Source organism: Halomonas maura, assembly GCF_030409305.1.
GTDB classification, from domain to species: Bacteria; Pseudomonadota; Gammaproteobacteria; order Pseudomonadales; family Halomonadaceae; genus Halomonas; species Halomonas maura.
Map to the genome: position 1 here is coordinate 279,149 of NZ_JAUFPQ010000012.1, position 23,357 is coordinate 302,505.

Consider the following 23,357-nt stretch of genomic DNA (forward strand, 5'->3'; position numbering starts at 1 on the left):
CGGTGGCTTTGACAGGGGCAGGGGGAGTGCCTATCATTGCGCGCCTATGTTGACCTCACGACTCCCTGGCAGGGTCGAGCCTTACAAGCTCGCCACGCATGCCGAACATCTCGAAGGCCTGGTTGCGCTGGCCGACCTGCCGCGGCTCGCCGAGGAAGTCGGGGCGCAGCGGGGTGACGCCCGGGTGTGGCTGGACTTCACCATCGATGCCCAGGGGCGTCGAGTGATCAGTGGTCATCTCGAGGCCGAGCTGCAGCTGCCCTGTCGCCGCTGCCTCTCGCCCATGGCCCAGGACGTCGCCAGCGACTTCCTGCTGGGCATGGTCACCAGCGACGCCTTGGCGGCCGACCTGCCGAGCACCCACGAGCCGGTGCTGGTGGAGAACGAACAGCTGAACCTGCTGGGGGTGGTGGAGGATGAGCTCATCCTCAGCCTGCCCCAGGTGGTTTACCACGACGAGGCCGATTGCGCGGTCTCGCGCGACCAGCTGAGCAGCGGGGCGGGCTCCGACGCGTCGGACGCGCCCTCCAAGAGTCCCTTCGATGTGCTCAAGCACCTCAAGGGCAAAACCTGATACTCATCGATTCACTCTGGAGTGATATCTCATGGCAGTTCAACAGAACCGCAAGACCCGTTCCAAGCGCGGCATGCGTCGCAGCCACGACGCCCTGACCGGCCAGGCGCTGTCCCAGGACAAGGAGACCGGTACCACTCACCTGCGTCACCACGTCTCTCCGGACGGCTTCTATCGCGGTCGCAAGGTCGTCGACGCCTGAGGCGATGGCGACTGCATCGCCGTGACGCCTGGCCGCTGACATGCGGATAGCCGTGGATGCCATGGGCGGGGACCTGGGTCCCCGCGCCACCGTGGTAGGCGCCGCCAGTGCCGTCATGGCCGACCCCGATCTCGAGATTCGGCTGTTCGGCCCCGCCCGCCAGCTGGACGAGGAGATCTCCCGGCTGCCGCGGCCACTGGCCGCGGCGTCGTCGCATCTGTGGGTCGAGGATGCGCCGGCCGTGGTGCGCGAGGACCAGCGTCCCGCCCAGGCGCTGCGCCACGGCCGTGACACCAGCATGGCCGCCATGCTCGACTGCCTCGCCACGGGCGGGGCCGAGGCCGGCGTCAGCGCCGGCAATACCGGCGCCCTCATGGCCCTGGCTCGGCGGGCGCTGGGGACCGTCGGCGGTGTGCCGCGTCCGGCGATCAGCACGGCCATCCCGACCCGCGAGGACGGCCGCTGCTACCTGCTCGACCTCGGCGCCAATGTCGATGTCGAGGCGGCCCGGCTGATCGACTTCGCGCTGATGGGCGAGGTCATGGCACGCCATGTCGACGGTCTCGCGCATCCTCGCGTCGCCCTGCTCAACGTCGGGGTGGAGGGCACCAAGGGCACCGCCAGCGTGCAGCGCGCGGATGAGGCGCTGCGGCGGCTCGAGGGGCTGAACTATCTCGGCTTCATCGAGGGCGACGGCATCTTCTCCGGCGAGGTCGACGTCGTGGTCTGCGACGGCTTCGTCGGCAACGCCGTGCTCAAGGCCAGCGAGGGCCTGGCGCGGATGCTGGTGCGCCGGGTGCAGGCGACCTTCGAGGCGCACTGGTCCAGCCGGTTGGTCGGCCTGCTGGCCAGGCCCGCCCTGGCGCGCCTGCGCCGGGAGCTGGACCCGGTGCGCTACAACGGTGCCAGCCTGCTGGGGCTGGCGGGCATCGTCGTCAAGAGCCACGGCAGCGCCGATGCCGCAGGGTTCCACTTCGCGGTGGCGCGGGCGGTGCAGGAGGTGCGCCATGGCCTGCCGGGCCGGCTCGCCAGGGAGCTCGACCACCGGCGGTCCGCCGTCGACTCGGCCGTTATCGACGACCGAATCGACAGCGGATCCAGGATCATTGCCCCGAGCGTCACGGACGCGGCCGGGGACGATGCAAGCCAACAAGAGCAAAGGTGATCGACATGACACAACCCCTTGCCCTCATCTTCCCCGGGCAGGGCTCCCAGCAGATCGGCATGCTGCGCGAGCTGGCGGAGCGCTACAGCGTGGTGGGCGCGACCTTCGAGGAGGCCGCCGATGCGTTGGGCTATGACCTCTGGCAGGTGGTCCAGGAAGGCCCCGCCGAGGCGCTCAATGCCACCGCCTGCACCCAGCCGGCGCTGCTGACGGCCAGCGTGGCGATCTGGCGTGTCTGGCAGGAGCTCGAGGGGCCGCGTCCCGGGGTCATGGCCGGGCACAGCCTGGGCGAATACAGCGCCATGGTCTGCGCCGGTGCCTTGCCCTTCGCCGACGGGGTGCGGCTGGTCAAGCTGCGCGGCGAGGCGATGCAGGCGGCCGTGCCCATGGGCGAGGGCGCCATGGCGGCTATCCTCGGACTCGACGATGCCGCCGTGGAACAGGCCTGCGCCCAGGCCGCCGAAGGCGACGTGGTGGCCGCGGTCAACTACAATGCCCCCGGGCAGGTGGTCATCGCCGGCAGCAAGGCCGCCGTGGAGCGCGCCATCGCCGCCTGCCAGGAGGCCGGGGCCAAGCGCGCCATGCCGCTGCCGGTGTCGGTGCCGTCGCATTGTGACCTGATGCGCCCGGCCGCCGAGCGCCTGGCCGAGGCCATGGACCGCATCGAGCTGCGGGCGCCACGCTATACCGTGGTCCAGAATGTCGATGCCGAGGCCCATGCCGATATCGAGACGCTGCGCACGCGGCTGATCGAGCAGCTCTACCAGCCGGTGCGCTGGACCTCGTGCATCGAGGCGATGTCCGCCCAGGGGGCCGAGGTATTCATCGAGTGCGGACCGGGCAAGGTGCTCACCGGGCTCAACAAGCGTATCGCCCGGGGCAGCCGGGGGCTGGCGGTCAACGATCCCGACAGCCTCTCGGCGGCCCTGGAGCTGGCCCGTGAAGCGGCCGGCCAGTCACCGTCGGCCAACGGCTGACCCATCTCCTGGACGAGAACGGAAGAGAGCATGACAACCGAGCGTAGAGTCGCCCTGATCACCGGGGCCAGTCGCGGCATCGGCCGCGCCATCGCCCATGAACTGGGTCGCCAGGGACGCATCGTGATCGGCACGGCCACCAGCGATGCCGGGGCCGAGCGCATCGATGCCGACCTCAAGGCCCAGGGCATCGAGGGGGCGGGGCGCCGCCTGGACGTTACCGACCAGGCCAGCGTGGATGCGCTGGTCAAGGCGGTCGGCGAGGAGTTTGGTGCGCCGACCATTGTGGTCAACAATGCCGGCATCACCCGCGACAACCTGCTCATGCGCATGAAGGAAGACGAGTGGGACGCGGTCATGGATGCCAACCTGAAGTCGGTCTACCGGGTCAGCAAGGCCTGCCTGCGGGGCATGACCCGAGCCCGGTTCGGGCGGGTCGTGTCGATCAGCTCGGTGGTGGCGACCATGGGCAACCTGGGGCAGACCAACTACGCGGCGGCCAAGGCCGGCATGGAAGGCTTCACCCGGGCGCTGGCCCGCGAGGTGGCGTCCCGCGCCATCACCGTCAATGCCGTGGCGCCGGGCTTCATCGCCACCGACATGACCGAGTCCCTGCCGGAGGACCAGCGCCAGGCCCTGCTCGGTCAGATTCCGCTGTCGCGTCTCGGTCAGCCCGAGGAGATCGCCGCGGCGGTGGGCTTCCTGACCAGTGACTCGGCCGGCTACATCACCGGCGAAACACTGCACGTCAATGGCGGCATGAACATGCGGTAATGCCGCGCCATGCGGCGGTTGCGTCGACCCTGAGTGGTCTATAAACTACCCCGCAGCTTATGGCTTGCGGATTTGAAACGGCTGGTCATCAGAACGGCTAACGTGAACGACTGGAGTACGTCATAATGAGCACCATCGAAGAGCGCGTGAAGAAGGTTGTGGCCGAGCGCCTGAACGTCAAGGAAGAAGACATCCAGAACTCTTCTTCATTCACCGAAGACCTCGGCGCGGATTCCCTGGATACCGTCGAGCTGGTGATGGCGCTCGAGGAGGAATTCGACACCGAGATTCCCGACGAGGAAGCCGAGAAGATCACCACCGTTCAGGAAGCCATCGACTACGTCAACACCCACCAGTAAGGGTGCTCGACACCGCTTGCTGAGGTGTATCCGGGGCGGCGAGCCCTGGTGAGAGCCGTCCTGCCATGCAGGGCGGCTCTCGTGCTATGGGGCTGGCCTACGTCGGTCACAGCGAGGGGAGACTCGGGTATAATGCGCGCAACGAAGGCCCCGAGAGGGTCGTGTCACTACGGATGTCTGGAGGAAAGCTGATGGCTCGTAGAAGGGTTGTAGTGACCGGGCTGGGCCTGGTCACGCCAGTGGGGAACACCGTCGATGAGAGCTGGGGCAACATTCTGGCCGGCAAGAGCGGTATCGCCCCCATCGAGCACTTCGATGCCAGTGGCTTCAATACCCGTTTCGGTGGCTCGGTCAAGGATTTCGACATCAGCCCCTACCTGAATCCCAAGGATGCCAGGAAGATGGACCTGTTCATCCAGTACGGGGTGGCCGCCGGTGCCCAGGCGATCAGCGATGCCGGCATCGAGTGCACCGAGGACAACGCCCATCGCATCGGCGTGGCCATCGGCTCCGGCATCGGCGGCCTGCCGATGATCGAGCACAACCACAATGCCCTCCAGAAGGGCGGCGCGCGGCGCATCTCGCCGTTCTTCGTGCCGGGTTCGATCATCAACATGATCTCGGGCAACCTGGCCATCCAGCATGGCTTTCGCGGGCCCAACATCGCCATCACCACGGCCTGCACCACGGGCACCCACAATATCGGCTACAGCGCCCGGACCATCGCCTACGGTGACGCCGACGTGATGGTCTGCGGTGGCGCCGAGATGGCCACCACGCCGCTGGGCCTGGGGGGCTTCTCCGCGGCGCGGGCGCTGTCCACGCGCAACGACGATCCCGCGGCGGCCAGCCGCCCCTGGGACCGTGATCGCGATGGCTTCGTGCTCTCCGACGGGGCCGGCGTGTTGATCCTCGAGGAACTCGAGCACGCCCGGGCGCGGGGCGCGACCATCTACGCCGAACTCACCGGCTTCGGCATGAGCGACGACGCCTACCACATGACCGCGCCGCCGGAAGACGGCCGGGGCGCCGCCATGTCCATGAGCAATGCCATCCGCGATGCCGGCCTCGATCCGGCGGCCGTGGACTACATCAATGCCCACGGCACCTCCACCCCAGCCGGGGACCTGGCCGAGAGCCGCGCGGTCGAGCGGGTCCTGGGCGACGCGGCCAGGGACGCGGCGGTGAGTTCCACCAAGTCGATGATCGGCCACCTGCTCGGGGCGGCCGGGGCCGTCGAGGCGGTCTTCAGCGTGCTGGCCATCCGCGACCAGGTGGCGCCGCCGACCATCAACCTCGACAACCCCCAGGAAGGCTGCGTGCTGGACTACGTGCCCCATACCGCCCGGGAGATGAAGATCGACGTCAGCCTGTCGAACTCCTTCGGCTTCGGTGGCACCAACGGCACCCTGGTCTTCTCCAGGGTGTGAGCGGGGCACCGGCACAGCCCGTCCCCGCCGAGGGCGTCCCCCTCGACGACCGGGGGCTGGCCTACGGGGACGGCCTCTTCGAGACCGTGCTGGTGCGTGATGGCGTGCCGCTGTTGTGGGAGCAGCACCTGGCTCGCCTGGCCCGGGGCGGCGTGGCGCTGGGCATCGCGCTGCCGGCCCGGGCGACCCTCGATGCCCTCCCGGCCCGCGCCGGCAAGGGCCTGCGCGTGCTCAAGCTGGTACTGACCCGCGGCAGCGGCGGGCGCGGCTACCAGCCCCCCGAGGCGCCGACGCCCCGCCTGCGCTGGCAGGCCGCGCCCTTCTCGCCCTCGCCGTCCCGTTGGCAGGGCGTGCGGGTCCGCCACTGCGCGCTCTCCCTGGCGATCCAGCCGCGCCTCGCGGGCCTCAAGCACCTCAACCGCCTGGAAAACGTGCTGGCCCGGGCCGAGTGGACCGATCCCGGGATCGCCGAGGGACTGCTCAGCGATGCCGAGGGCAGGGTGGTGGAGGCCACCTGCATGAACCTCTTCTGGTGGCGTGAGGGACGCTGGGAGACGCCGCGACTCGAGCGCTGCGGGGTGGCCGGTACCCTGCGCGAGGCATTGCTGGCGCGCCTGGCCATCCGCGAGGTGGACGCTCGCCCCGAGGTGCTGGCGAGCAGCGAGGCGGTGTGCCTGGCCAATTCCGTGCAGGGCGTCTGGCCGCTGACCCGCCTCGAGGATGCCGAGGGGCGCCCGCTGGCCCGCTGGTCGCCGGGCGTCCGTCACCGGGCCCTGCAGGCCGAGGCCCATGGGCTGCTGGGCTACCCGCGCCATCCGGGTGCTTCAACCGAGTGAACGAGGACAACGCATGCCCCGTGTGATCAAGCTGCTGCCGCTGCTGGTGATCCTGCTGGCCCTGGCCCTGGGTGGGGGGTACCGCTACTGGGAGACCCGCCTCGAGGCTCCCCTGGCCATCGCCTCGCCGACCCTCTACGAGGTGCCGGCCGGGGCGGGCTTCCACCGAGTGATAGGCGAACTCGCCGAACAGGGCGTCATCGCCGACGCCTGGGCCTATCGCCTGCTGACCCGGCTCGAGCCCGAGGCCGTGCCCGACCTGCGCCCGGGGGAGTACCGCCTGACCCCGGCGATGACCGGTCGGGAGTTGCTCGGGCTGCTGGACCGCCACGAGGTGGTCACCTATCCGCTGACGATCCCCGAGGGCTGGACCTTCGCCCAGATGCGCGCGGTGCTCGACGAGGCGCAGAAGCTCGAGCACCGCACCCGGGGGCTGAGCGACGCCGAGGTGATGGAGATGCTGGGCCGCGAGGGCAAGCACCCCGAAGGCCGCTTCTTCCCGGACACCTATCGCTACCGCAAGGGCGTCAGCGACCTGGAAATCCTGCGTCAGGCGATGACGCGCATGGACGCCCTGCTCGAGGCGGCCTGGGCCGAGCGCGACGAGGCGCTGCCGATCGAGACCCCCTACGAGGCGCTGATCCTGGCCTCCCTGGTGGAGCGCGAGACCGGGGTGCCCGAGGAGCGCCGGCGCATCGCCGGGGTCTTCGTGCGACGCCTCGAGCGCGGCATGCGCCTGCAGACCGACCCCACCGTGATCTACGGCATGGGCGATGCCTACGACGGCAACATCACCCGCGCCGACCTGCGCGAGTCGACGCCCTACAACACCTACGTGATCGATGGGCTGCCGCCGACGCCGATCGCGCTGCCCGGACGCGCCGCCTTGCAGGCGGCGGTCAACCCGGCCGAGGGTGAGGCGCTCTACTTCGTGTCGCGGGGCGACGGCACCCATCACTTCTCGCGCTCCCTGCGCGAGCACAACAGTGCCGTCAACCGCTACATCCGCAACCGCTGATCCATTCACCTCCAACCGGGAAGGCCTTATGTCGAGTCGCGGACGTTTCATCACCCTGGAAGGCGGCGAGGGCGTGGGCAAGTCCACCAACCTGGCCTGGGTGGCCGAGCACCTCGAGGCTCGGGGCCTCGAGGTGGTGCGCACCCGGGAGCCCGGCGGCACGCCCCGCGCCGAGGCCATCCGTGGCCTGCTGCTGGATCCGGCCACGGACGAGCCCCTGGACGCCGACGCCGAATTGCTGCTGGTCTTCGCCGCGCGCGCCCAGCACCTGGCCCGGCTGGTGCGCCCGGCCCTGGCCCGCGGCGCCTGGGTGGTCTGCGACCGCTTCACCGACGCCACCTTCGCCTATCAGGGCGGCGGCCGCGGCATCGCGGCCGGGCGCATCGCCGAGCTCGAGGCCTTCGTCCAGCAGGGCCTGCAGCCCGACCTCACCCTGCTGCTGGACATGCCCATGGAGGCCGCCCAGCGTCGCCTGGAGGGGCGGCTCGACCGCGACGGCGGCCAGCGGGACCGCTTCGAGCGTGAGCGAGCCGAGTTCTTCGAGGCGGTCCGCCAGGCCTACCTGGCGCGGGCCGCCGCGGCCCCGGAGCGCATGGTAGTGGTCGATGCCGACCGGTCCCTGGCGGCGGTGCAGGCCGAGCTGGGCGCGGTCCTCGACCGCCGCCTGGAGGCCTGGCGATGAGCGAGGTCGCCCCGGTGCGTCCGTTGCCCTGGCTGGCGTCGCGCTGGCGCGAGCTCGTGCGGCTCGCCGACAGCGGCCGCCTGCCCCATGCGCTGCTGTTCTCCGGCCCCCATGGGGTCGGCAAGCCCTCCCTGGCCGAGGCGCTGATCGCCCGCACTCTGTGTGCCGCCCCCGGCGAGTTCGCCTGTGGACGCTGCCATGCCTGCCAGATGCTGGCCGCCGGCTACCACCCCGACCTGCTGCGCGTCGCGCCGGAGGAGGGCAAGCGCCAGATCCGCATCGCCCCGATCCGCGAGGTCAACGGCTTCGTCGCCCAGACCGCCCAGCAGGGCGGCTATCGGGTGATCGTCATCAGCCCCGCGGAGGCGATGAACGTGGCCGCCTCCAACGCCCTGCTGAAGAGCCTGGAGGAGCCCGGCGGGCGGACCCTGTTCCTGCTGCTCTCGGACATCCCCTCGCACCTGCTGCCGACCATCCGTTCCCGCTGCCAGCACTGGAGCCTGGCCCCCCCGGCCGAGGCCGACTGCCTGGGCTGGCTCGCCGAGCGCCTCGGCGGCGAGGAGGACGCCCGCTTCTGGCTTCAGGCCGCCGGCGGGCTGCCGCTGCGCGCCCTGGAGCTCGCCGAGCCGGACGCCCGAGGGCTGCGCCAGCAGCTGCACGAGACCTTCGACGCCCTGGTGCGGGGCGCCGAGCCGGTGGCCGAGGCCGCCCGCCTGGACCGCCAGTCCATCGACGCCATCCTGTGGTACGGTATCGCCTGGCTCGAGGACCTGATTCGCCTGGGCCTGTCCGGGGGCACCGAGGAGTTGCGCAATCCCGACCTGCTGCCGCTGTATCGCCAGGCGGTGAAGAATGGCCGGGTCCGCGACTGGTTCCGTCTCCTGGACTATGCTCGCGAACAACGGCGCCTGCTGGCCGAGGGCGGCAACCCCAATCCTCAGCTGGTGCTCGAAGCCTGGCTGGTGCGCTGGTCCGCGCTGCTGCGTTCTTGACGAAGGAGGCTTGCATGGCCGCACAAAAGGCCCTGTCCCTGACCATCCAGGACATCCCGACCCTGCTCTCGGCCTACATGCCGGCCCTGGAACGTGGCGGCATCTTCGTGCCCACCCGGGAGCGCTACGAGCTCGGCCAGGAGGTCTTCCTGCTGCTGACCCTGCCCGACGAGACCGAGCGGGTGCCGGTGACCGGCCGGGTCGTGTGGGTCTCCCCGGAAGGCGTCTCCGGGCGCCGGGTGCCGGGCATCGGTATCCACTTCAGCGCCGAGGACCAGGGGGTGCGCGACCATATCGAGAACCTGCTGGCCGGCCAGCTGGACAAGGGCACCCCGACCTACACCCTTTGAAGAGGGAAGAGGGAAGAGGGAAGAGGGAAGAGGGAAGAGGGAAGAGGGAAGCCGACAGGCGGTATGGGTTGCTTCGCTCTGGGTGCGGCGTTGCCGCGTTCTTCCGTCTTTCCTCTTCATCAACGAATCCATTCAATAGTCGAAGATCCACATGTTTGTCGATTCCCATTGCCATCTCGATCGCCTCGATCCCCGCAGCCATGACGGCGATGTCGCCGCGGCCCTGGACGCCGCCCGCGCCCGCGACGTGCGCCAGTTCCTGGCCATCGCCGTCACCCTGGAGGAGGTGCCGGGGATCGCCGCCCTGGCCCGGGCCCACGACGACGTGGCGATCTCCGCCGGGGTCCATCCCCTCCACCAGGTGCCCGAGGAGCCCAGTGTGGCGGCCATCAAGGACTGCGCCGAGCGCTTCGGGGCGGTGGCCATCGGCGAGACCGGCCTCGACTACCACTACGCGGGGGTGTCCCGGGAGGTCCAGCACGAGCGTTTCCGCCGCCACCTGGTCGCGGCCACCGAGCTCGAGCTGCCGGTGATCATCCACACCCGGGAGGCTCGGGAGGACACCCTGGCACTGATCCGCGAGCACGTGGATCCCCGGGTGGGTGGCGTGCTGCACTGCTTCACCGAGGACCTCGACATGGCCCGGGAGGCGGTCGCTCATGGCTTCTACATCTCGCTGTCGGGCATCGTCACCTTCCGCAACGCCAGCGCCATCCGCGAGCTGGCCCGGCGCCTGCCGCTGGATCGCCTGCTGATCGAGACCGACAGTCCCTACCTGGCCCCGGTGCCCCATCGTGGCAAGCCCAACGAGCCGGCCTGGGTGGTCGAGGTGGCCGAGTGCATCGCCGCCGAGCGGGGCATCAGCGTCGAGGAAGTGGCCATGCAGACCACCGCCAACTTCTACCGGTTGTTCCGGGCCGCCGCCCCCGAGGCGTCGGCCGAGATCCGCGAGACCCTGGCCCAGGCCGGCCTGGTCGGGTAGCGGCCGTCGCCGCAAGCGAGGAGGGCAGCATGAACCTGGAGACCCTGCTGGCCGGCATCGAGCCGGAGGGCGAGATTCCCCCGCTGGAACGCTGGGCGCCGGAGCGGGTCGGCGAGATGGACCTCTCCATCGCCGCCGACGGCCGCTGGATCCACGAGGGCGGCGTGATCACCCGGCCGCGCCTGGTGCGCCTGCTCTCCACCATCCTGCGTCGAGAGGCCGATGGTGACTACTACCTGGTGACCCCCGCGGAGAAGCAGCGCATCCGGGTCGAGGACCTTCCCTTCGTCATCGTCGATGCCGAACCGGATGCGGCCGGCGACTGGTGGCTCACCACCAATGTCGGCGACCGGCTGCGCCTCGACGAGGCCCATCGCCTGGTGGTCACGACCACGCCGCTAGGCGAGGCGGTGCCCGAGGTGCCGGTCCGCTTCGGCCTCGCCGCGCGCCTGGGGCGTAACGTCTACTACCGGCTGGCCGACCTCGCCGAGCGGCGCGGCGAGGCCCTGGGCCTGACCAGCGGTGGCGCCTGGCAGCCGCTGGGGCGGCTGGACGACGAGGCGCCATGAGGCTGACGCCGGAGCAGCGGGCCGTGGTCGGCCACCCGGGCGGCCACGCCCGGGTGGCGGCCGTGGCCGGGGCGGGCAAGACCACCACCATGGTGGCTCGGGTCCTGCACCTGCTCGAGCGGGGCGTGGCGCCGGGGCGGATCCTGGTGCTGATGTTCAACCGCTCCGCCCGCGAGGACTTCCAGGCCCGGCTCGCGGCCATGGCCCCGGCCGGCCAGCCGCTGCCCGACGTGCGCACCTTCCATTCCCTCGGGCATCGTCTCTCCCGCAGCCTGACCCGCTGGGGCGCGCTCGCCCCGCGGCAGCTGCTCACCGCCGACTGGCAACTGGAGCGGCTGCTGCGCCACGCCACCCAGCAGGCCCTGCAGGCCCTCCCCGAGCCCGGCGAGGCGGCCCTGGAGGCCGAGAAGCTGGAGGCCCTGGCCCACTTCTGCGGGCTGGTGAAGGCGGAGATGGCGAGTCCCGCCGAGCTGTATGCCCGGCTCGACGTCGGCGAGGACACCGAGCACTTCGTCGCCGCCTTCGAGCACGCCGAGACCCTGCTCGCCGAGCAGGGGCTGATGACCTACTCGGATCTGCTCTACCGCCCGCTGCGCGCGCTGGAGGCCGACTCGAGCCTGCGGGGTCGGGTCCAGGGCTTCCTGGACCACGTCATCATCGACGAGTACCAGGACATCAACCAGGCCCAGCAGCGCCTGCTGGCCGTGCTGGCCGGGGATCAGGCGGCGGTGATGGCGGTGGGCGATGCCAACCAGTGCATCTACGAGTGGCGCGGGGCGCATCCCGACACCATGCTCGAGAACTTCACCGCCACCTTCGGCGAGGCGCGGGACTACCCGCTCTCCAGCACCTTTCGCCACGGTCATGCCCTGGCGCTGGCCGCCAACCACGCCATCGCCGCCAACCGGCGCCGCCCCGACCAGCTCTGCCTGGCGGCGCCCGGCAACCCGGCCACCGGGCTGGCGGTGGGGCAGGGGAGCCAGGGGCTGCTCGGCGAGCTCGGTGCCTGGCAGCGCCGGGGCCGAGGGCTCGACGAGGCCTGCCTGCTGGTGCGCAGCTGGGCCCTGTCGGTGCCCCTGCAGCTGGCCCTGCTGCGCGAGGGCGTGCCCTTCCGGCTGTCCCGGGAGGATCGCTTCGTGTTCCGCCTGCCCCTGGTGGAGGCCCTGGCCGGCTACCTGATGCTGGCGCTGGACGCCGGCCTGCTGCGGGATCCGGGCCACCTGCTGACCCTGCTCGCCCAGCCCACCCCCTTCGTTGCCCGGGAGCGCCTGGCGGCGCTGGCCACTCGCCTGGCCGAGACCCAGCGCTGGCCGGAGCGACACGATCCCCTGCTGGCCGGCCTGAAACCCCACCAGCGGCGGACCCTGAAGCGTCGCTGGGCCCTGCTCTGCGAGCTGCCCCGGCATGCCGGCTGGACCCCGGCCCGCCTGCTCGAGCACGTGATCGAGAGCCTGGAGGCGGAGAAGGTGCTCAAGCGTGCCGCCGCGCGGCGCGACAAGGGCGAGGAGGACGTGCGGCTGCTCGATGTGCTGGTCGAGCAGGCCGGCGAGGCGCCGGACCTGGCGACCTTCATCGAGTTGCTGCGCCGGCCGGTGCAGAATCGCGATGACGGGGTGCTGATCACCACGGTGCACGGGGCCAAGGGCCTGGAGTGGCCACTGGTGGTGCTGGCGGGCCTCAACGAGGAGGACTTCCCCCACTACAGCCGGGACAATCCCCTGACTCCGCCGCGCCTCGAGGAGGAGCGGCGGCTGTTCTACGTGGCCATCACGCGGGCCCGGGAGCGACTGGTCATGCTGCATGACGGCGGCGACCACCGGCCCAGTCGCTTCCTCGACGAGACCGCCTGGCAGGATGGCCAGCGGGTCGCCGAGCGCCTGGCAGGAGAAGCTGGGGGCGAGACCCCGCTGGCGGTCGCGCAGCCGGGCCTGGTGCGCCGCTATGTCGCGGCGCTGGGCCGCTCGCTGCCCCTCGAGGAGGCCGCCGCGCCGGCGGGGGCGCCTCCGGCCGCCAGCGACTTCCGGGTCGGCCAGCGCCTCAGCCATGCGGTGTTCGGCGAAGGCGAGATCAGCGTGGTGGAGGGGGACCCGGACAATCCCGTGATCGAGGTGCGCTTCCGCCAGGCCGGCCGACGCCGGCTGATCGCCCGGCGGGCGCCCATCGAACTGCTCGAAGGAGAACGTGCATGAGCCGTGTGCTGATCGAGGCCAGTGAGCTGGCCCGGGCCCTCGAGGGGGACAATCCGCCGCTGGTGCTGGACTGCCGGGCGCGGCTGGGCGACCCGGATGCCGGCGCCCGGCTGTGGCGCGAGGGCCATGTGCCCGGCAGCCAGCACCTGGACCTCGACCGCGACCTGGCCGCGCCCGCCGGCGCGGGCGGGCGTCACCCGCTGCCCGCGCCGGCGGCCTTCACCGCGGTCCTTCAGCGGCTGGGCATCGCCCCCGGGCGCGCGGTGGTGGTCTACGACGACCGGGGCGGCCAGCTGGCCGCGGCCCGCGCCTGGTGGATGCTGGCCTGCTGGGCCGGCCATCCCGAGGTGCGCGTGCTCGATGGCGGCCTGCGGGCCTGGCAGGATGCCGGCGGCGAGCTGCCGTTGGGCCGCGAGCCCCTGCCGTCCCCGAGCGACTGGACGCCGGCCTACCGCGACGCCGTCCGGGTCGACGCCGACGAGGTGTTCTCCGGCCGTGCCCTCAAGGTGGATGCGCGCGCGCGGGAGCGCTTCCGCGGCGAAGCCGAGGCGGTGGACCCGGTGGCGGGGCATATTCCCGGCGCCGTGTGTCGTCCCAGCGCCGACAACCTCGACGAGAGCGGCCGTTTCAAGGCGCCCGACGCGCTGGCAGCAGAGCTGCCCGCCGGCGACGCGGTGATCGCCTACTGTGGCTCAGGGGTCACCGCCTGCCACGACATCCTCGCCTATGCCGTCGCCGGCCGGCCCCTGCCGCGCCTCTACGCCGGCTCCTGGAGCGAGTGGCTCCGCGATCCCGCCCGGCCCATCGCCACCGGCGACTGACATGAAGAGGCCCCACCATGGCGGGGCCTCTTTCTTTGGGCGGAGTCGTTACATGTTGGGGTAGTTCGGCCCGCCGCCGCCCTCCGGCGCCACCCAGGTGATGTTCTGGGCCGGGTCCTTGATGTCGCAGGTCTTGCAATGGATGCAGTTCTGGAAGTTGATCTGGAACTTGGGATTCCCCGCCTCGTCCTCGATCACCTCGTAGACGCCCACCGGGCAGTAGCGCTGGGCCGGCTCGGCATACTCGGGCAGGTTGTCGCGGATCGGCAACTCCGGGTCGGCGAGCCTGAGGTGGCAGGGCTGGTCCTCCTCGTGGTTGGTGTTGGACAGGAACACCGACGAGGGCTTGTCGAAGGACAGCTTGCCGTCCGGCTTGGGGTAGTCGATCGCCTCGCACTCGGCCGCCTTCTTCAGGGTGGCATGATCCGGCACGGTGTCGTGCAGGGTCGGCAGCTTGCCGCCGACGAGCTGGTCGAGGAAGTTGTAGGCGCCGCCGCCCAGGGTGCCGTACTTGTGGATCGCCGGGCCGAAGCTGCGGCTCTCGTCGAGTTCCCGGTAGGCCCAGCTGGCCTGCCACTTGTCCTCGAAGGCGCCGAGCTCGTCGCCGCCCTCGTCGCCGGCCGCGATGGCCTCGAAGACGCTCTCGGCGGCCACCATGCCGGACTTCATGGCGGTGTGCAGGCCCTTGATCTTGGCGAAGTTGAGGGTGCCGGCGTCGCAGCCGATCAACAGCCCCCCGGGGAAGGTCATCTTCGGCAGGCAGTTGAGGCCGCCCTTGGTGATGGCCCGGGCGCCGTAGGCGACCCGCGAGCCGCCCTCGAGGTGCTGCTTGAGCACCGGGTGGTGCTTCATGCGCTGGAACTCGTCGAAGGGCGACAGGTAGGGGTTCTGGTAGGACAGGTCCATGATCAGGCCGACCACCACCTGGGCATTCTCCGCATGGTAGAGGAACCAGCCGCCGTGGGTGTGCTTGTCCAGCGGCCAGCCGGAGCCGTGCAGTACCAGGCCCGGCTCGTGCTTGTCGGTGGGGATGTCCCACAGCTCCTTGAGGCCGATGCCGTAGTGCTGGGGGTCCTTGCCGGCATCGAGCTGGAAGCGCTCGATCAGGCGCTTGCCGATGTGGCCCCGGGCGCCCTCGGCGAACAGGGTGTACTTGGCGCGCAGTTCCATGCCCGGCATATGGCCGTCCTTGGGCTGGCCATCGGCGCCCACGCCCATGTCGCCGACCAGGATGCCCTTGACCACCTCGTCCTCGACGATCGCTTCCTGGGCGGCGAAGCCGGGAAAGATCTCGACGCCGAGTTCCTCGGCCTGCTCGGCCAGCCAGCGGCACAGGTTGCCGGCGCTGATCACGTAGCGGCGGGAGTCGCCACTCGTGATGTCGCCGCCGGTGTTGTGCATGGTCTTGGGCACCAGGGCGTTGGGCAGCTTCTGGGCCTTCTCGGCATCCTTGAGCAGGTAGAGCTCGTCGCGAACGGCCGGCGTGGTCAGCGGGGCGCCGCGCGCCTCCCAGTCGGGAAACAGCTCCTGGAGGGCGCGGGGCTCGAAGACCGCCCCGGAGAGGATATGCGCGCCCACCTCGGAGCCCTTCTCGACCACGCACACGGTCAGCTCCTGCTCGGCCTCGCCCGCCTGCTGCATCAGGCGGCAGGCCGCGGCCAGGCCGGAGGGGCCGGCGCCGACGATGACCACGTCGAAGTCCATGGAGTCGCGCTCTACTTGTTCAGTCATCGGATGTGTCTCCTCCCACGGCGACGACGCCCGGGTCCCGGGGGCACCACTAACGTCGATAGGTTTTAAAACGGTCGTTTGCTTCTAGCTGTGACCCATGATAGGCATAATACCGTCAAAGGGTCACCCCTTACGATGGGTGGTGGCATCGCGAGGGCCGTTTCCCGGCATGGCGAGGATTGTTGTGGTCGCCCGGGCTGTGGCACATTAGAAGGGTTTTTTGGTGCGGCGCCTATCAAACGCTTGCATGAAACATATAAGGGCATGCCGGTCGGTTCTAAGAGGGCCGGGCATCGCGCCGTGGTGGCGTGATACCCGTTCCCGTCACCCAAGGTTCCGAAACTGAACCAAGCGAGGACAACATGAAGGTACTCGTCGCGGTCAAACGCGTCATCGACTACAACGTCAAGATCCGGGTCAAGCCGGACAATTCCGACGTCGATCTGACCAACGTCAAGATGGCCATGAACCCCTTCTGCGAGATCGCCGTGGAGGAAGCGGTGCGGCTCAAGGAGAAGGGCGTGGCGACCGAGGTGGTCGCGGTCACCGTGGGCCCCAAGGCCGCCCAGGAGCAGCTGCGCACCGCGCTGGCGCTGGGTGCCGACCGGGCCATCCACGTGCAGACCGACGAGCGCGTCGAGTCGCTGGGCGCCGCCAAGGCGCTGGCCAAGGTGGTCGAGGCGGAGCAGCCGGAGCTTACGATCCTCGGCAAGCAGGCCATCGACAGCGACAACAACCAGACCGGCCAGATGCTCGCCGCCCTGACCGGCCGGCCCCAGGGCACCTTCGCCTCCGCGGTCGTGGTCGAGGACGGCAAGCTCAAGGTGACCCGCGAGATCGACGGCGGCCTGCAGACCGTCGAACTGGCGCTGCCGGCCATCGTCACCACCGACCTGCGCCTGAACGAGCCGCGCTACGCCAAGCTGCCCGATATCATGAAGGCCAAGAAGAAGCCGCTGGACACCAAGACACCGGAGGAACTGGGCGTCGAGGTGGCCTCACGGCTCACGCTGGTCAAGGTCGAGCCGCCGGCCGAGCGCCAGGGCGGCGTCAAGGTGGGCTCCGTGGACGAGCTCGTGGACAAACTCAAGAACGAAGCCAAGGTGATCTCATGAGTATCCTGGTCCTTGCCGAACAGCACGACGGCCAGCTGGCCGAGACCACCGCCCACGTGGTGGCCGCGGCCAAGGCCATCGGGGGCGATATCGATGTGCTGGTGGCCGGCGAGCACGTCGGCGCCATCGCCGAGGCCGCCGCCCGGCTCGACGGCGTGAGCCGGGTGCGCGTCGCCGACTCCGCCGTCTACGCCCATCAACTGGCCGAGCCCCTGGGCGAGCTGCTGGTGGCGCTGGCCGACGACTACAGCCACGTGCTGGCCGCCGCCACCACCACCGGCAAGAACGTCATGCCGCGGCTGGCCGCGCTCAAGGACGTGGCCCAGCTCTCCGAGATCATCGCGGTGGAGAGCGCCGATACCTTCAAGCGGCCGATCTATGCCGGCAACGCCATCGCCACCGTGCAGAGCCCTGATGCCCTGAAGGTGATGACCGTGCGCGCTACCGCCTTCGACGCCGTCGCCGAGACGGGCGCCGCCAGCGTCGAGGCGGTGGAGACCGTGGTCGACAACGCCCTGTCGCGCTTCGTCGGCGAGGAGCTGGCCTCGAGCGACCGTCCCGAGCTGGGCGCCGCCAAGGTGGTGATCTCCGGCGGCCGCGGCATGGGCAGCGGCGACAACTTCACGCTGCTCGAGGGCATCGCCGACAAGCTGGGCGCGGCGATCGGCGCCTCGCGGGCGGCGGTGGACGCCGGTTTCGTGCCCAACGACATGCAGGTCGGCCAGACCGGCAAGATCGTCGCCCCGGAGCTCTACATCGCCGTGGGCATCTCGGGCGCCATCCAGCACCTGGCGGGCATGAAGGACTCCAAGGTGATCGTCGCCATCAACAAGGACGAAGAGGCGCCGATCTTCCAGGTGGCGGACTATGGCCTGGTCGGCGACCTGTTCGAGATCCTGCCGGAGCTCGAGAGCAAGCTCTAGGGCCTGAAAGCAGAAGGGCGCGATCGTCCAGGTCGCGCTCTCGACAGTCAGTGGGCTGGTCGCCGATCTCTTCGAAGCCCTGCCGGAATTGGAGCAGAAGCTCTAAGGGCGAGAGGCGATCGGGCGCTTCCCGGTCGCGCTCTCGACAGTCAGTGGGCTGGTCGCCGATCTCTTCGAAGCCCTGCCGGAATTGGAGCAGAAGCTCTAAGGGCGAGAGGCGATCGGGCGCTTCCCGGTCGCGCTCTCGACAGTCGGTGGCCTGATCGGCGACCTGTTCGAGATCCTGCCCGAGCTCGAGAGCAAGCTCCAGGGCCTGAAAGCAGAAGGGCGCGATCGTCCAGGTCGCGCTCTCGACAGTCGGTGGCCTGATCGGCGACCTGTTCGAGGTCCTGCCCGAACTCGAGAGCAAGCTCCAGGGCCTGTAGGGCAGAAGGGCGCGATCGTCCAGGTCGCGCTCTCGACAGTCGGTGGCCTGGTCGGCGAGCTGTTCGAGGTGCTGCCCGAACTCGAGAGCAAGCCCCAGGGCCTGAACGCCAGCGGTCGCGCGCTATCGCATATGGCCGACATCGAAGGGCCGGTCTCCCGCAGGGGGGCCGGCCCTTCGTGCCGTTGGGGGCGTCAGCCGAGCCCCAGGCGGCGGAACAGGCGACGCGCCGAGCCGTGCCAGTGGCCGCGGACGGGCCTCTGCGGCATGGCCAGACGGGCGGCGTGCCCCAAGGGAATGATGATGGCGTCGAGGTGCTGGCGGCACTGTCCTCGGTCGAGACCGCCCGGGCACTGGAGCAGCAGCAGGCCGACGTGGGAAATGGCGCCGTCCAGGGCGCGGCAGAGGTCCGCCCGGGAGGCGGCCTCGCTCCGGCAGCGATGCATCTCGCCCAGCAGCATGCTGATCAATCCCGTGTCCAGCCAGCACGGCGATCCGTCACCGCCCGGGCCCTCGTCGACGGACTGTCGGATGGCCCGGAAGGAGACGTGAAGGAAGATGCAGGTGTAGTGCAGCCGGGATCGGTCGATAGCCATGAGACGCCCTGTGAAGGGTGATAAGGGTTCTCATTATCGTTACTTGGCCTCCATCCCGTCAAATGACGCCAGGCTCCATGAGCATTGATAACTATTCTTGTTTGAGGTAGCGTGCCCGGCATTCCGCGCACCTTCCGGGAGACGAGAGTGCACAACAGAGCATCATGGATTCACTGGAGCCTGGCAGGCCTCGCCTTGACGGCGGCCGCGAGTGCCCCGGCCACCGAATTGCGTGAAGAGGCGATCGAGGCCCAGCGCACCCAGGCCGGACTGCAGGCGCGCATCGACGGCGCCGACCAGGCGGTTCGCGAGCGCCTGCAGGCCCTGCGTCAGGCCCGGGAAGAGACCCGGCGTCTGGCGCGCTACAACGCCGAGCTGAGCCCCCTGGTGGATCAGCAGGCCGAGCTGCTGGCCGGCCGCCGTGAGGCGCTGGCGACCCTGTCCGAGACCCGCCAGGCGCTTCCCGGACTGCTGCGTGACATGGTCGAGCGCCTGCGCCAATGGGTCGCCCATGACATGCCCTTCCTCCAGGAGGAGCGCCTCGCCCGGGTGGACAGCCTCGAGGCCATGCTCGCCGACCCCGAACTCGCCAGCGACGAGAAGCTGTCCCGGGTGCTGGCCGCCTGGCGCAGCGAACTCGACTACGGCCGTGGCCTCGATGCCTGGCGCGGCGAGTTGCCGGGAGAGCCGCCACGCGAGGTGGACTTCCTGCGCCTGGGCCGGGTGGGGTGGTACTACCTGACCCCGGACGGGCGTCGGGGAGGGGTCTGGCAGGCGGCCACCGGCGACTGGCGCCCCCTCGACGAAGACGCCCGCGGTGAGGTTCGCAAGGGCCTGCTCATCGTCCGCGAGCAGCGTGCCCCCGAACTGCTCGACCTGCCCCTCTCCCGATCGGTGGAGAATGCCTCATGATCATGACGCCACGTCTGCGGCGCGCACTCGGTGTGATGCTGCTGGTCGGCACGCCGGTGGCCGGCACACCGGTGATGGCCCAGGATACGCCTGCGGTGAGCGACTCGCCGCTCGAGACCCTGCGTGCCGAGCGCGAGGCCGCCGAGGCCCGGGACCGGGCACGGCTCGCCGAACTGGTCGACGACGAGCAGGCCCTCGACGCGGCCCTGGAGCGAGCGCGTGCCGATCTGGCCGAGGCAAGAGAGCGGCGCGAGGCGCTGGAGAGCCGACAGCAGGCCCAGCGCGACGAACTCGAGGCCCTGAACGCCCGGCGCCAGGAACAGGGCGGCGATCTCGAGGCGGTGTTCGACGCGGTGGCCGACGCCAGCGGCGAGCTGCGCGACGATCTGGCCGGCAGCTGGCTGACCCTGGGCGCCGAGACGGCCCTGCCGCCACGCCTCGACCCGGATGCCATCCTGGCCACCGGCCAGCTCGCGACCCTGGCCGACAGCCTGATGGGACTGACCCGGGAAACCGCCCGGGTCGTCGCCCTCGAGGCGCCGGTGGCCGGGGCCGACGGCCAGGTGGCCGAGCGCCCCGTGCTGCGTCTCGGTGACCTGCTGGCCGCCAGCCAGGGGCAGCTCCTCGAGCGCGGCGGCGAGGCGGGACGCCTGGCCGAGCTCGGCCAGACCCCGCAGCGGGTCGCCGAACACCTGCGGGCCTTCCAGGCCGGCGAGGGCGAGGTGGTCCCGGTGGATCCCGCCGAGGGACGCGTCCTCGAGGCCCTCGGCCTGCAGCCGACGCTCTGGGAGCGCTTCCGGCAGGGCGGGGCCGTGGGCTACGTGGTGGTGGCCCTGGGCATCGGCGGCCTGCTGGTGGCGCTCGGCCAGTACCTCTACCTGCTGCGGGTCACCGTCACCCTGCGCCGCCAGCTGGGCGACCTCGAGCGGCCGCGCGGCGATAATCCCCTGGGCCGTGTGCTCGCCCGCTTCCACGCCTTCGGCGCGGGCCATGTCCCCGAGGCTCTGGAGGCGCGCCTGGACGAGGCCCTGCTCGCCGAACAGCCGCGGCTCGAACGCGGCCAGGGCCTGGTCAAGATGCTCGCCGCCGTGGCCCCGCTGCTGGGCCTGCTGGGTACCGTGACCGGCATGATCGTGACCTTCCAGTCGATCACCGTGTTCGGCACCGGCGACCCCCAGCTGATGGCCGGCGGGATCAGCCAGGCGCTGGTCACCACGGTGCTGGGCCTGATCACCGCGGTGCCGCTGCTGTTCGCCCACACGGCACTGTCCAGCCGCAGCCGCTCGCTGATCGGCACCCTGGAGGGCCGGGCCAGCGCCGTGCTCGCCGACACCCTCGAGGCCGGCCGCGTAGCCTCCCCGAGCGAAACGCCGCGCCATGCCGATGCCCTGGCTTGAGCCCCTGGCGTGGCTGGTCGAGGCCGGTGGCCCCGTGCTGGTGGCCATCGTCGGCGTGGCCGTGCTGCTGTTCTCGCTGGCCCTCGAGCGCTGGTGGTTCTTTCGCCTCCATTACCGGCCGGCGCGCCGGGCCCTGGTGGACCGCTGGGTGACGCGGGCCGACCATGCCAGCTGGAGCGCCCTGACCCTGCGCGAGGTCTGGGCCCGGGAACTGATCGCCCGGCTGCGCGGGCCCTTGCCCTGGCTCAAGCTGCTGGTGGTCATCTGTCCGCTGCTGGGCCTGCTGGGCACCGTGACCGGCATGATCACGGTCTTCGACAGCCTGGCCGTCAGCGAGGTCAACCAGGCCCGGGCCATGGCCGACGGCGTGGCCCGGGCGACTCTGCCCACCCTGAGCGGCATGGCGGTCTCGGTCGTGGGCCTGCTGTTCATCGCCCGCCTCGAACACATCATCCGGCGCGAGGACCAGCGGCTGCACGACCGCCTGGCCCGTGCCGCGGAGGACTCCCATGCGTAGACGTCGACTCGCCGACCGGGGAGAGGAGGCCAGCGAGGTCAACCTGACCCCGATGCTGGACGTGGTCTTCATCATGCTGATCTTCTTCATCGTCACCACCAGCTTCATCAAGGAGAGCGGGGTGGAGATCGAGCGTCCCGAGGCCAAGGCGGCGACGCCGCGCCCGGATGTCCAGGTGCTGGTGGCCATCACCCCCGAGGGGGCCGTCTGGGTGGACGGCGAGCCGGTGGACCTGCACCGGGTCGGTCCCCGGGTGGCGAGCCTGGTCAGCGATGACGGCTCGGTGGTCATCCAGGCCGACCGCCAGGCCACCACCGGCGTGCTGATCGAGGTCATGGACCGTCTGCGCGAGGCCGATGTGGACCAGGTCGCGGTGGCCGCGCAGCGGGGCGGCCAGTGATGCGCGTGCCGGTCTCGCTGTTCGCCGGGGCCGCCCTGACCCTGGCGCTGTTCGCGCTGCTGGCGCTGCTGGTGCTGCCGCCGCAGGCCGAGCCGGAGCCCCGGCAGGCGATGACGCTGTCGATGACCGAGGCCACCGCCGAGCCGATGCCCGAGCCGGTATCCACGGCGGCGCCGCCCCCGCCTCCGCCACCCAGCGCGCCGACGCCACCGCCCCAACCGGCCCCGGCGCCGCAGGTGGACAGCGCCATCAGCCTGCCCGAAGCGGAGCTGCCGCCCCTGGAGGCGCCGGCGGAGCCGCCGGACGCGTCGCTGCCGGAGCTCACCGAGACGCCGCCCAAGCCCGAGCCCCGGCCGCAATCCGACCCGCAGCCGGATCCCGTCCCCGAACCCACCCCCGAGCAGGCACCGCAAAGCGACCCGGCGCCGAGTCCCGCGCCGACGACATCCGCTGCCGAGGCGCCAGCGGCCGCCGAGCCCGCATCCCGCGAGCCGGTGGATGTGGGTACCTCCGCCCGGGCCACCCACCGGGTGCCGCCGGAGTATCCGTCCCGGGCCCAGCGCCGGGGCCTCGAGGGCCATGTGGTGGTGCAGTTCATCATTCGCCCCGATGGTCGCGTCGAGGCCGGCAGCATCGAGGTGCTGGAGGCCGAGCCGGCGCGGGTCTTCGAGCGTGCCGCCCGCCAGGCCATCGCCGACTGGCGCTTCGCCGAGGCCGACGGACGGCGTCGGGCGCGCCAGCGCCTGGAATTCCAGTTGAGGTGAGCACATGACGCGAACGCTTCCCCTGGCCGGCCTGCTGGTTGGCGCCTGGCTGGGACTGGTGACTCCCGTGCCGGCCGCTCCGTCGTTGCCGGGCGGCATCATCCGCGACCTGCAGGGCCTGGAACAGCGCCTCCAGGCCGACGCCGCCGACGCGGTGCGCGGGCGGGCGCTGGACCAGGCCGAGCGCCTGGCCGGGGGCAATGCCGCGGACCGCTGGGCGAGGGCGCTCTACCTGCAGCTCGCGGCCGGCGCGGAGGCACGCCTCGGCAACGCCAGGGCCGCCGCCGGCCACCTGGCCGAGGCCCGGGCCATCGAGGGCGTCGAGGCGGCGCAGGCCGACCGCTGGCTGCACCAGGAGGCCGGTCTGCGCCTCCAGGCCGGCCAGGCCGAGCGCGCCCGGGGGCTGCTCGCCGACTGGCTATCCCGCCATGACGGGGCGGCCGACGATCACTGGCGGATGGCCCGGCTGCTGGCGGCCGAGACGAACTGGGAGGGAGCGGCGCGCTGGGTCAGGCGGGCCCTGGCGGCCGACGGCGAGCCCGCCGGGACGCGGGCCTCGCTGGCCGCCAGCGTGCTGCAGCGCGCCGGCGACGACGCAGCCGCCCTCGGCGTGATCGAGCGCCGGCTGGAAGGCGCCGAGCAGGACCCCGAGGCCTGG

General features: G+C 71.0%; 25 protein-coding genes and 1 pseudogene. 24 read left to right on the forward strand and 2 right to left on the reverse strand.

What is annotated here, in order from left to right:
- Positions 1 to 46 precede the first annotated feature (46 nt).
- The 16 genes from QWY76_RS06745 to QWY76_RS06820 all read left to right on the forward strand — a co-directional run bounded on the left by QWY76_RS06745 (position 47) and on the right by QWY76_RS06820 (position 13,920).
- Positions 47 to 574, forward strand: a complete 528-nt coding sequence (locus QWY76_RS06745) for a YceD family protein (RefSeq protein WP_290310339.1) — start codon at positions 47 to 49, stop codon at positions 572 to 574.
- A 31-nt stretch (positions 575 to 605) separates the two neighbouring features.
- Positions 606 to 776, forward strand: coding sequence for a 50S ribosomal protein L32 (gene rpmF / locus QWY76_RS06750; protein WP_097788703.1), 171 nt, complete (start codon positions 606 to 608; stop codon positions 774 to 776).
- Between the two features lie 40 nt (positions 777 to 816).
- Positions 817 to 1,941, forward strand: coding sequence for a phosphate acyltransferase PlsX (gene plsX, locus QWY76_RS06755; RefSeq protein WP_290310341.1), 1,125 nt, complete (start codon positions 817 to 819; stop codon positions 1,939 to 1,941).
- A 5-nt stretch (positions 1,942 to 1,946) separates the two neighbouring features.
- Positions 1,947 to 2,918, forward strand: coding sequence for an ACP S-malonyltransferase (gene fabD / locus QWY76_RS06760; protein WP_290310343.1), 972 nt, complete (start codon positions 1,947 to 1,949; stop codon positions 2,916 to 2,918).
- A gap of 30 nt (positions 2,919 to 2,948) precedes the next feature.
- A complete protein-coding gene (gene fabG / locus QWY76_RS06765) occupies positions 2,949 to 3,692 on the forward strand; it encodes a 3-oxoacyl-ACP reductase FabG (RefSeq protein WP_290310344.1) in 744 nt (247 codons plus the stop codon).
- 125 nt (positions 3,693 to 3,817) lie between these two features.
- Positions 3,818 to 4,051: an acyl carrier protein gene (gene acpP, locus QWY76_RS06770; RefSeq protein WP_083005609.1), complete on the forward strand. Its 234-nt coding sequence runs from the start codon at positions 3,818 to 3,820 to the stop codon at positions 4,049 to 4,051.
- Between the two features lie 191 nt (positions 4,052 to 4,242).
- Complete coding sequence (gene fabF, locus QWY76_RS06775) at positions 4,243 to 5,481, forward strand: beta-ketoacyl-ACP synthase II (protein ID WP_290310345.1); 1,239 nt, start codon at positions 4,243 to 4,245, stop codon at positions 5,479 to 5,481.
- A complete protein-coding gene (gene pabC / locus QWY76_RS06780; protein ID WP_290310346.1) occupies positions 5,478 to 6,317 on the forward strand; it encodes an aminodeoxychorismate lyase in 840 nt (279 codons plus the stop codon). The genes fabF and pabC overlap by 4 nt, the downstream gene beginning before the upstream one ends.
- Before the next feature lie 13 nt (positions 6,318 to 6,330).
- Positions 6,331 to 7,335, forward strand: a complete 1,005-nt coding sequence (mltG, locus tag QWY76_RS06785; protein WP_290310347.1) for an endolytic transglycosylase MltG — start codon at positions 6,331 to 6,333, stop codon at positions 7,333 to 7,335.
- 28 nt (positions 7,336 to 7,363) lie between these two features.
- Positions 7,364 to 8,017, forward strand: a complete 654-nt coding sequence (gene tmk / locus QWY76_RS06790) for a dTMP kinase (protein ID WP_290310348.1) — start codon at positions 7,364 to 7,366, stop codon at positions 8,015 to 8,017.
- The gene (locus QWY76_RS06795; protein WP_290310349.1) at positions 8,014 to 9,009 is read left to right on the forward strand and encodes a DNA polymerase III subunit delta'; all 996 of its coding nucleotides are present in this window, start codon (positions 8,014 to 8,016) and stop codon (positions 9,007 to 9,009) included. The genes tmk and QWY76_RS06795 overlap by 4 nt, the downstream gene beginning before the upstream one ends.
- A gap of 14 nt (positions 9,010 to 9,023) precedes the next feature.
- On the forward strand, positions 9,024 to 9,359 hold the full coding sequence (locus tag QWY76_RS06800) for a PilZ domain-containing protein (RefSeq protein ID WP_290310350.1): 336 nt from the start codon (positions 9,024 to 9,026) through the stop codon (positions 9,357 to 9,359).
- Between the two features lie 151 nt (positions 9,360 to 9,510).
- Complete coding sequence (locus QWY76_RS06805; protein ID WP_290310352.1) at positions 9,511 to 10,341, forward strand: TatD family hydrolase; 831 nt, start codon at positions 9,511 to 9,513, stop codon at positions 10,339 to 10,341.
- A 29-nt stretch (positions 10,342 to 10,370) separates the two neighbouring features.
- Positions 10,371 to 10,910: a DUF1285 domain-containing protein gene (locus tag QWY76_RS06810; RefSeq protein WP_290310353.1), complete on the forward strand. Its 540-nt coding sequence runs from the start codon at positions 10,371 to 10,373 to the stop codon at positions 10,908 to 10,910.
- Positions 10,907 to 13,099, forward strand: coding sequence for an ATP-dependent helicase (locus QWY76_RS06815; protein ID WP_290310354.1), 2,193 nt, complete (start codon positions 10,907 to 10,909; stop codon positions 13,097 to 13,099). Before QWY76_RS06810 ends, QWY76_RS06815 begins: the two co-directional genes overlap by 4 nt.
- On the forward strand, positions 13,096 to 13,920 hold the full coding sequence (locus QWY76_RS06820) for a sulfurtransferase (RefSeq protein ID WP_290310355.1): 825 nt from the start codon (positions 13,096 to 13,098) through the stop codon (positions 13,918 to 13,920). The genes QWY76_RS06815 and QWY76_RS06820 overlap by 4 nt, the downstream gene beginning before the upstream one ends.
- A 48-nt stretch (positions 13,921 to 13,968) precedes the next feature.
- Here the strand turns inward: QWY76_RS06820 and QWY76_RS06825 are convergent, their stop codons facing one another.
- Entirely contained in the window at positions 13,969 to 15,651 is a 1,683-nt protein-coding gene (locus tag QWY76_RS06825) for an electron transfer flavoprotein-ubiquinone oxidoreductase (protein WP_290310356.1), read from the reverse strand.
- Positions 15,652 to 16,013: 362 nt separating this feature from the next.
- Here QWY76_RS06825 and QWY76_RS06830 point away from each other — a divergent pair, with 362 nt between their 5' ends.
- Together QWY76_RS06830 and QWY76_RS06835 are read left to right on the forward strand one after the other, a co-directional pair.
- Positions 16,014 to 16,766, forward strand: a complete 753-nt coding sequence (locus tag QWY76_RS06830) for an electron transfer flavoprotein subunit beta/FixA family protein (RefSeq protein ID WP_290310357.1) — start codon at positions 16,014 to 16,016, stop codon at positions 16,764 to 16,766.
- A complete protein-coding gene (locus QWY76_RS06835; RefSeq protein WP_290310358.1) occupies positions 16,763 to 17,689 on the forward strand; it encodes an electron transfer flavoprotein subunit alpha/FixB family protein in 927 nt (308 codons plus the stop codon). The genes QWY76_RS06830 and QWY76_RS06835 overlap by 4 nt, the downstream gene beginning before the upstream one ends.
- 618 nt (positions 17,690 to 18,307) lie before the next feature.
- Here QWY76_RS06835 and QWY76_RS06840 read toward each other — a convergent pair.
- Positions 18,308 to 18,709, reverse strand: coding sequence for a hypothetical protein (locus QWY76_RS06840; RefSeq protein WP_290310359.1), 402 nt, complete (start codon positions 18,707 to 18,709; stop codon positions 18,308 to 18,310).
- A gap of 147 nt (positions 18,710 to 18,856) precedes the next feature.
- On the opposite strand from QWY76_RS06840, the gene QWY76_RS06845 reads away from it, so the two are divergent.
- From QWY76_RS06845 to QWY76_RS06870, 6 genes and pseudogenes are all read left to right on the forward strand, one after another.
- Positions 18,857 to 19,621 carry a DUF3450 domain-containing protein gene (locus QWY76_RS06845; RefSeq protein ID WP_290310360.1) on the forward strand — a complete coding sequence of 255 codons (765 nt, stop codon included), beginning with the start codon at positions 18,857 to 18,859 and terminating at the stop codon, positions 19,619 to 19,621.
- Complete coding sequence (locus tag QWY76_RS06850; RefSeq protein WP_290310361.1) at positions 19,618 to 21,018, forward strand: MotA/TolQ/ExbB proton channel family protein; 1,401 nt, start codon at positions 19,618 to 19,620, stop codon at positions 21,016 to 21,018. Before QWY76_RS06845 ends, QWY76_RS06850 begins: the two co-directional genes overlap by 4 nt.
- Positions 20,999 to 21,535 carry a MotA/TolQ/ExbB proton channel family protein gene (locus tag QWY76_RS06855; RefSeq protein WP_290310362.1) on the forward strand — a complete coding sequence of 179 codons (537 nt, stop codon included), beginning with the start codon at positions 20,999 to 21,001 and terminating at the stop codon, positions 21,533 to 21,535. The genes QWY76_RS06850 and QWY76_RS06855 overlap by 20 nt, the downstream gene beginning before the upstream one ends.
- Positions 21,528 to 21,935: an ExbD/TolR family protein gene (locus QWY76_RS06860; RefSeq protein ID WP_290310363.1), complete on the forward strand. Its 408-nt coding sequence runs from the start codon at positions 21,528 to 21,530 to the stop codon at positions 21,933 to 21,935. Before QWY76_RS06855 ends, QWY76_RS06860 begins: the two co-directional genes overlap by 8 nt.
- On the forward strand, positions 21,935 to 22,699 hold the full coding sequence (locus QWY76_RS06865; RefSeq protein WP_290310364.1) for a TonB family protein: 765 nt from the start codon (positions 21,935 to 21,937) through the stop codon (positions 22,697 to 22,699). Before QWY76_RS06860 ends, QWY76_RS06865 begins: the two co-directional genes overlap by 1 nt.
- A gap of 4 nt (positions 22,700 to 22,703) precedes the next feature.
- Positions 22,704 to 23,357, forward strand: a pseudogene (locus QWY76_RS06870) (hypothetical protein); the annotation flags it as partial.

Coding starts and splice junctions, on each gene's coding strand:
- QWY76_RS06830 (WP_290310357.1), top strand. CDS start 16,014: ATGAAGGTACTCGTCGCGGTCAAACGCGTCATCGACTACAACGTCAAG.
- QWY76_RS06815 (WP_290310354.1), top strand. CDS start 10,907: ATGAGGCTGACGCCGGAGCAGCGGGCCGTGGTCGGCCACCCGGGCGGC.
- QWY76_RS06835 (WP_290310358.1), top strand. CDS start 16,763: ATGAGTATCCTGGTCCTTGCCGAACAGCACGACGGCCAGCTGGCCGAG.
- QWY76_RS06850 (WP_290310361.1), top strand. CDS start 19,618: ATGATCATGACGCCACGTCTGCGGCGCGCACTCGGTGTGATGCTGCTG.
- QWY76_RS06795 (WP_290310349.1), top strand. CDS start 8,014: ATGAGCGAGGTCGCCCCGGTGCGTCCGTTGCCCTGGCTGGCGTCGCGC.
- rpmF (WP_097788703.1), top strand. CDS start 606: ATGGCAGTTCAACAGAACCGCAAGACCCGTTCCAAGCGCGGCATGCGT.
- fabG (WP_290310344.1), top strand. CDS start 2,949: ATGACAACCGAGCGTAGAGTCGCCCTGATCACCGGGGCCAGTCGCGGC.
- tmk (WP_290310348.1), top strand. CDS start 7,364: ATGTCGAGTCGCGGACGTTTCATCACCCTGGAAGGCGGCGAGGGCGTG.
- plsX (WP_290310341.1), top strand. CDS start 817: ATGCGGATAGCCGTGGATGCCATGGGCGGGGACCTGGGTCCCCGCGCC.
- QWY76_RS06840 (WP_290310359.1), bottom strand. CDS start 18,709: ATGGCTATCGACCGATCCCGGCTGCACTACACCTGCATCTTCCTTCAC.
- acpP (WP_083005609.1), top strand. CDS start 3,818: ATGAGCACCATCGAAGAGCGCGTGAAGAAGGTTGTGGCCGAGCGCCTG.
- fabD (WP_290310343.1), top strand. CDS start 1,947: ATGACACAACCCCTTGCCCTCATCTTCCCCGGGCAGGGCTCCCAGCAG.
- QWY76_RS06745 (WP_290310339.1), top strand. CDS start 47: ATGTTGACCTCACGACTCCCTGGCAGGGTCGAGCCTTACAAGCTCGCC.
- fabF (WP_290310345.1), top strand. CDS start 4,243: ATGGCTCGTAGAAGGGTTGTAGTGACCGGGCTGGGCCTGGTCACGCCA.
- mltG (WP_290310347.1), top strand. CDS start 6,331: ATGCCCCGTGTGATCAAGCTGCTGCCGCTGCTGGTGATCCTGCTGGCC.
- QWY76_RS06860 (WP_290310363.1), top strand. CDS start 21,528: ATGCGTAGACGTCGACTCGCCGACCGGGGAGAGGAGGCCAGCGAGGTC.
- QWY76_RS06825 (WP_290310356.1), bottom strand. CDS start 15,651: ATGACTGAACAAGTAGAGCGCGACTCCATGGACTTCGACGTGGTCATC.
- QWY76_RS06800 (WP_290310350.1), top strand. CDS start 9,024: ATGGCCGCACAAAAGGCCCTGTCCCTGACCATCCAGGACATCCCGACC.
- QWY76_RS06820 (WP_290310355.1), top strand. CDS start 13,096: ATGAGCCGTGTGCTGATCGAGGCCAGTGAGCTGGCCCGGGCCCTCGAG.
- QWY76_RS06810 (WP_290310353.1), top strand. CDS start 10,371: ATGAACCTGGAGACCCTGCTGGCCGGCATCGAGCCGGAGGGCGAGATT.
- QWY76_RS06805 (WP_290310352.1), top strand. CDS start 9,511: ATGTTTGTCGATTCCCATTGCCATCTCGATCGCCTCGATCCCCGCAGC.
- QWY76_RS06865 (WP_290310364.1), top strand. CDS start 21,935: ATGCGCGTGCCGGTCTCGCTGTTCGCCGGGGCCGCCCTGACCCTGGCG.
- QWY76_RS06855 (WP_290310362.1), top strand. CDS start 20,999: ATGCCGATGCCCTGGCTTGAGCCCCTGGCGTGGCTGGTCGAGGCCGGT.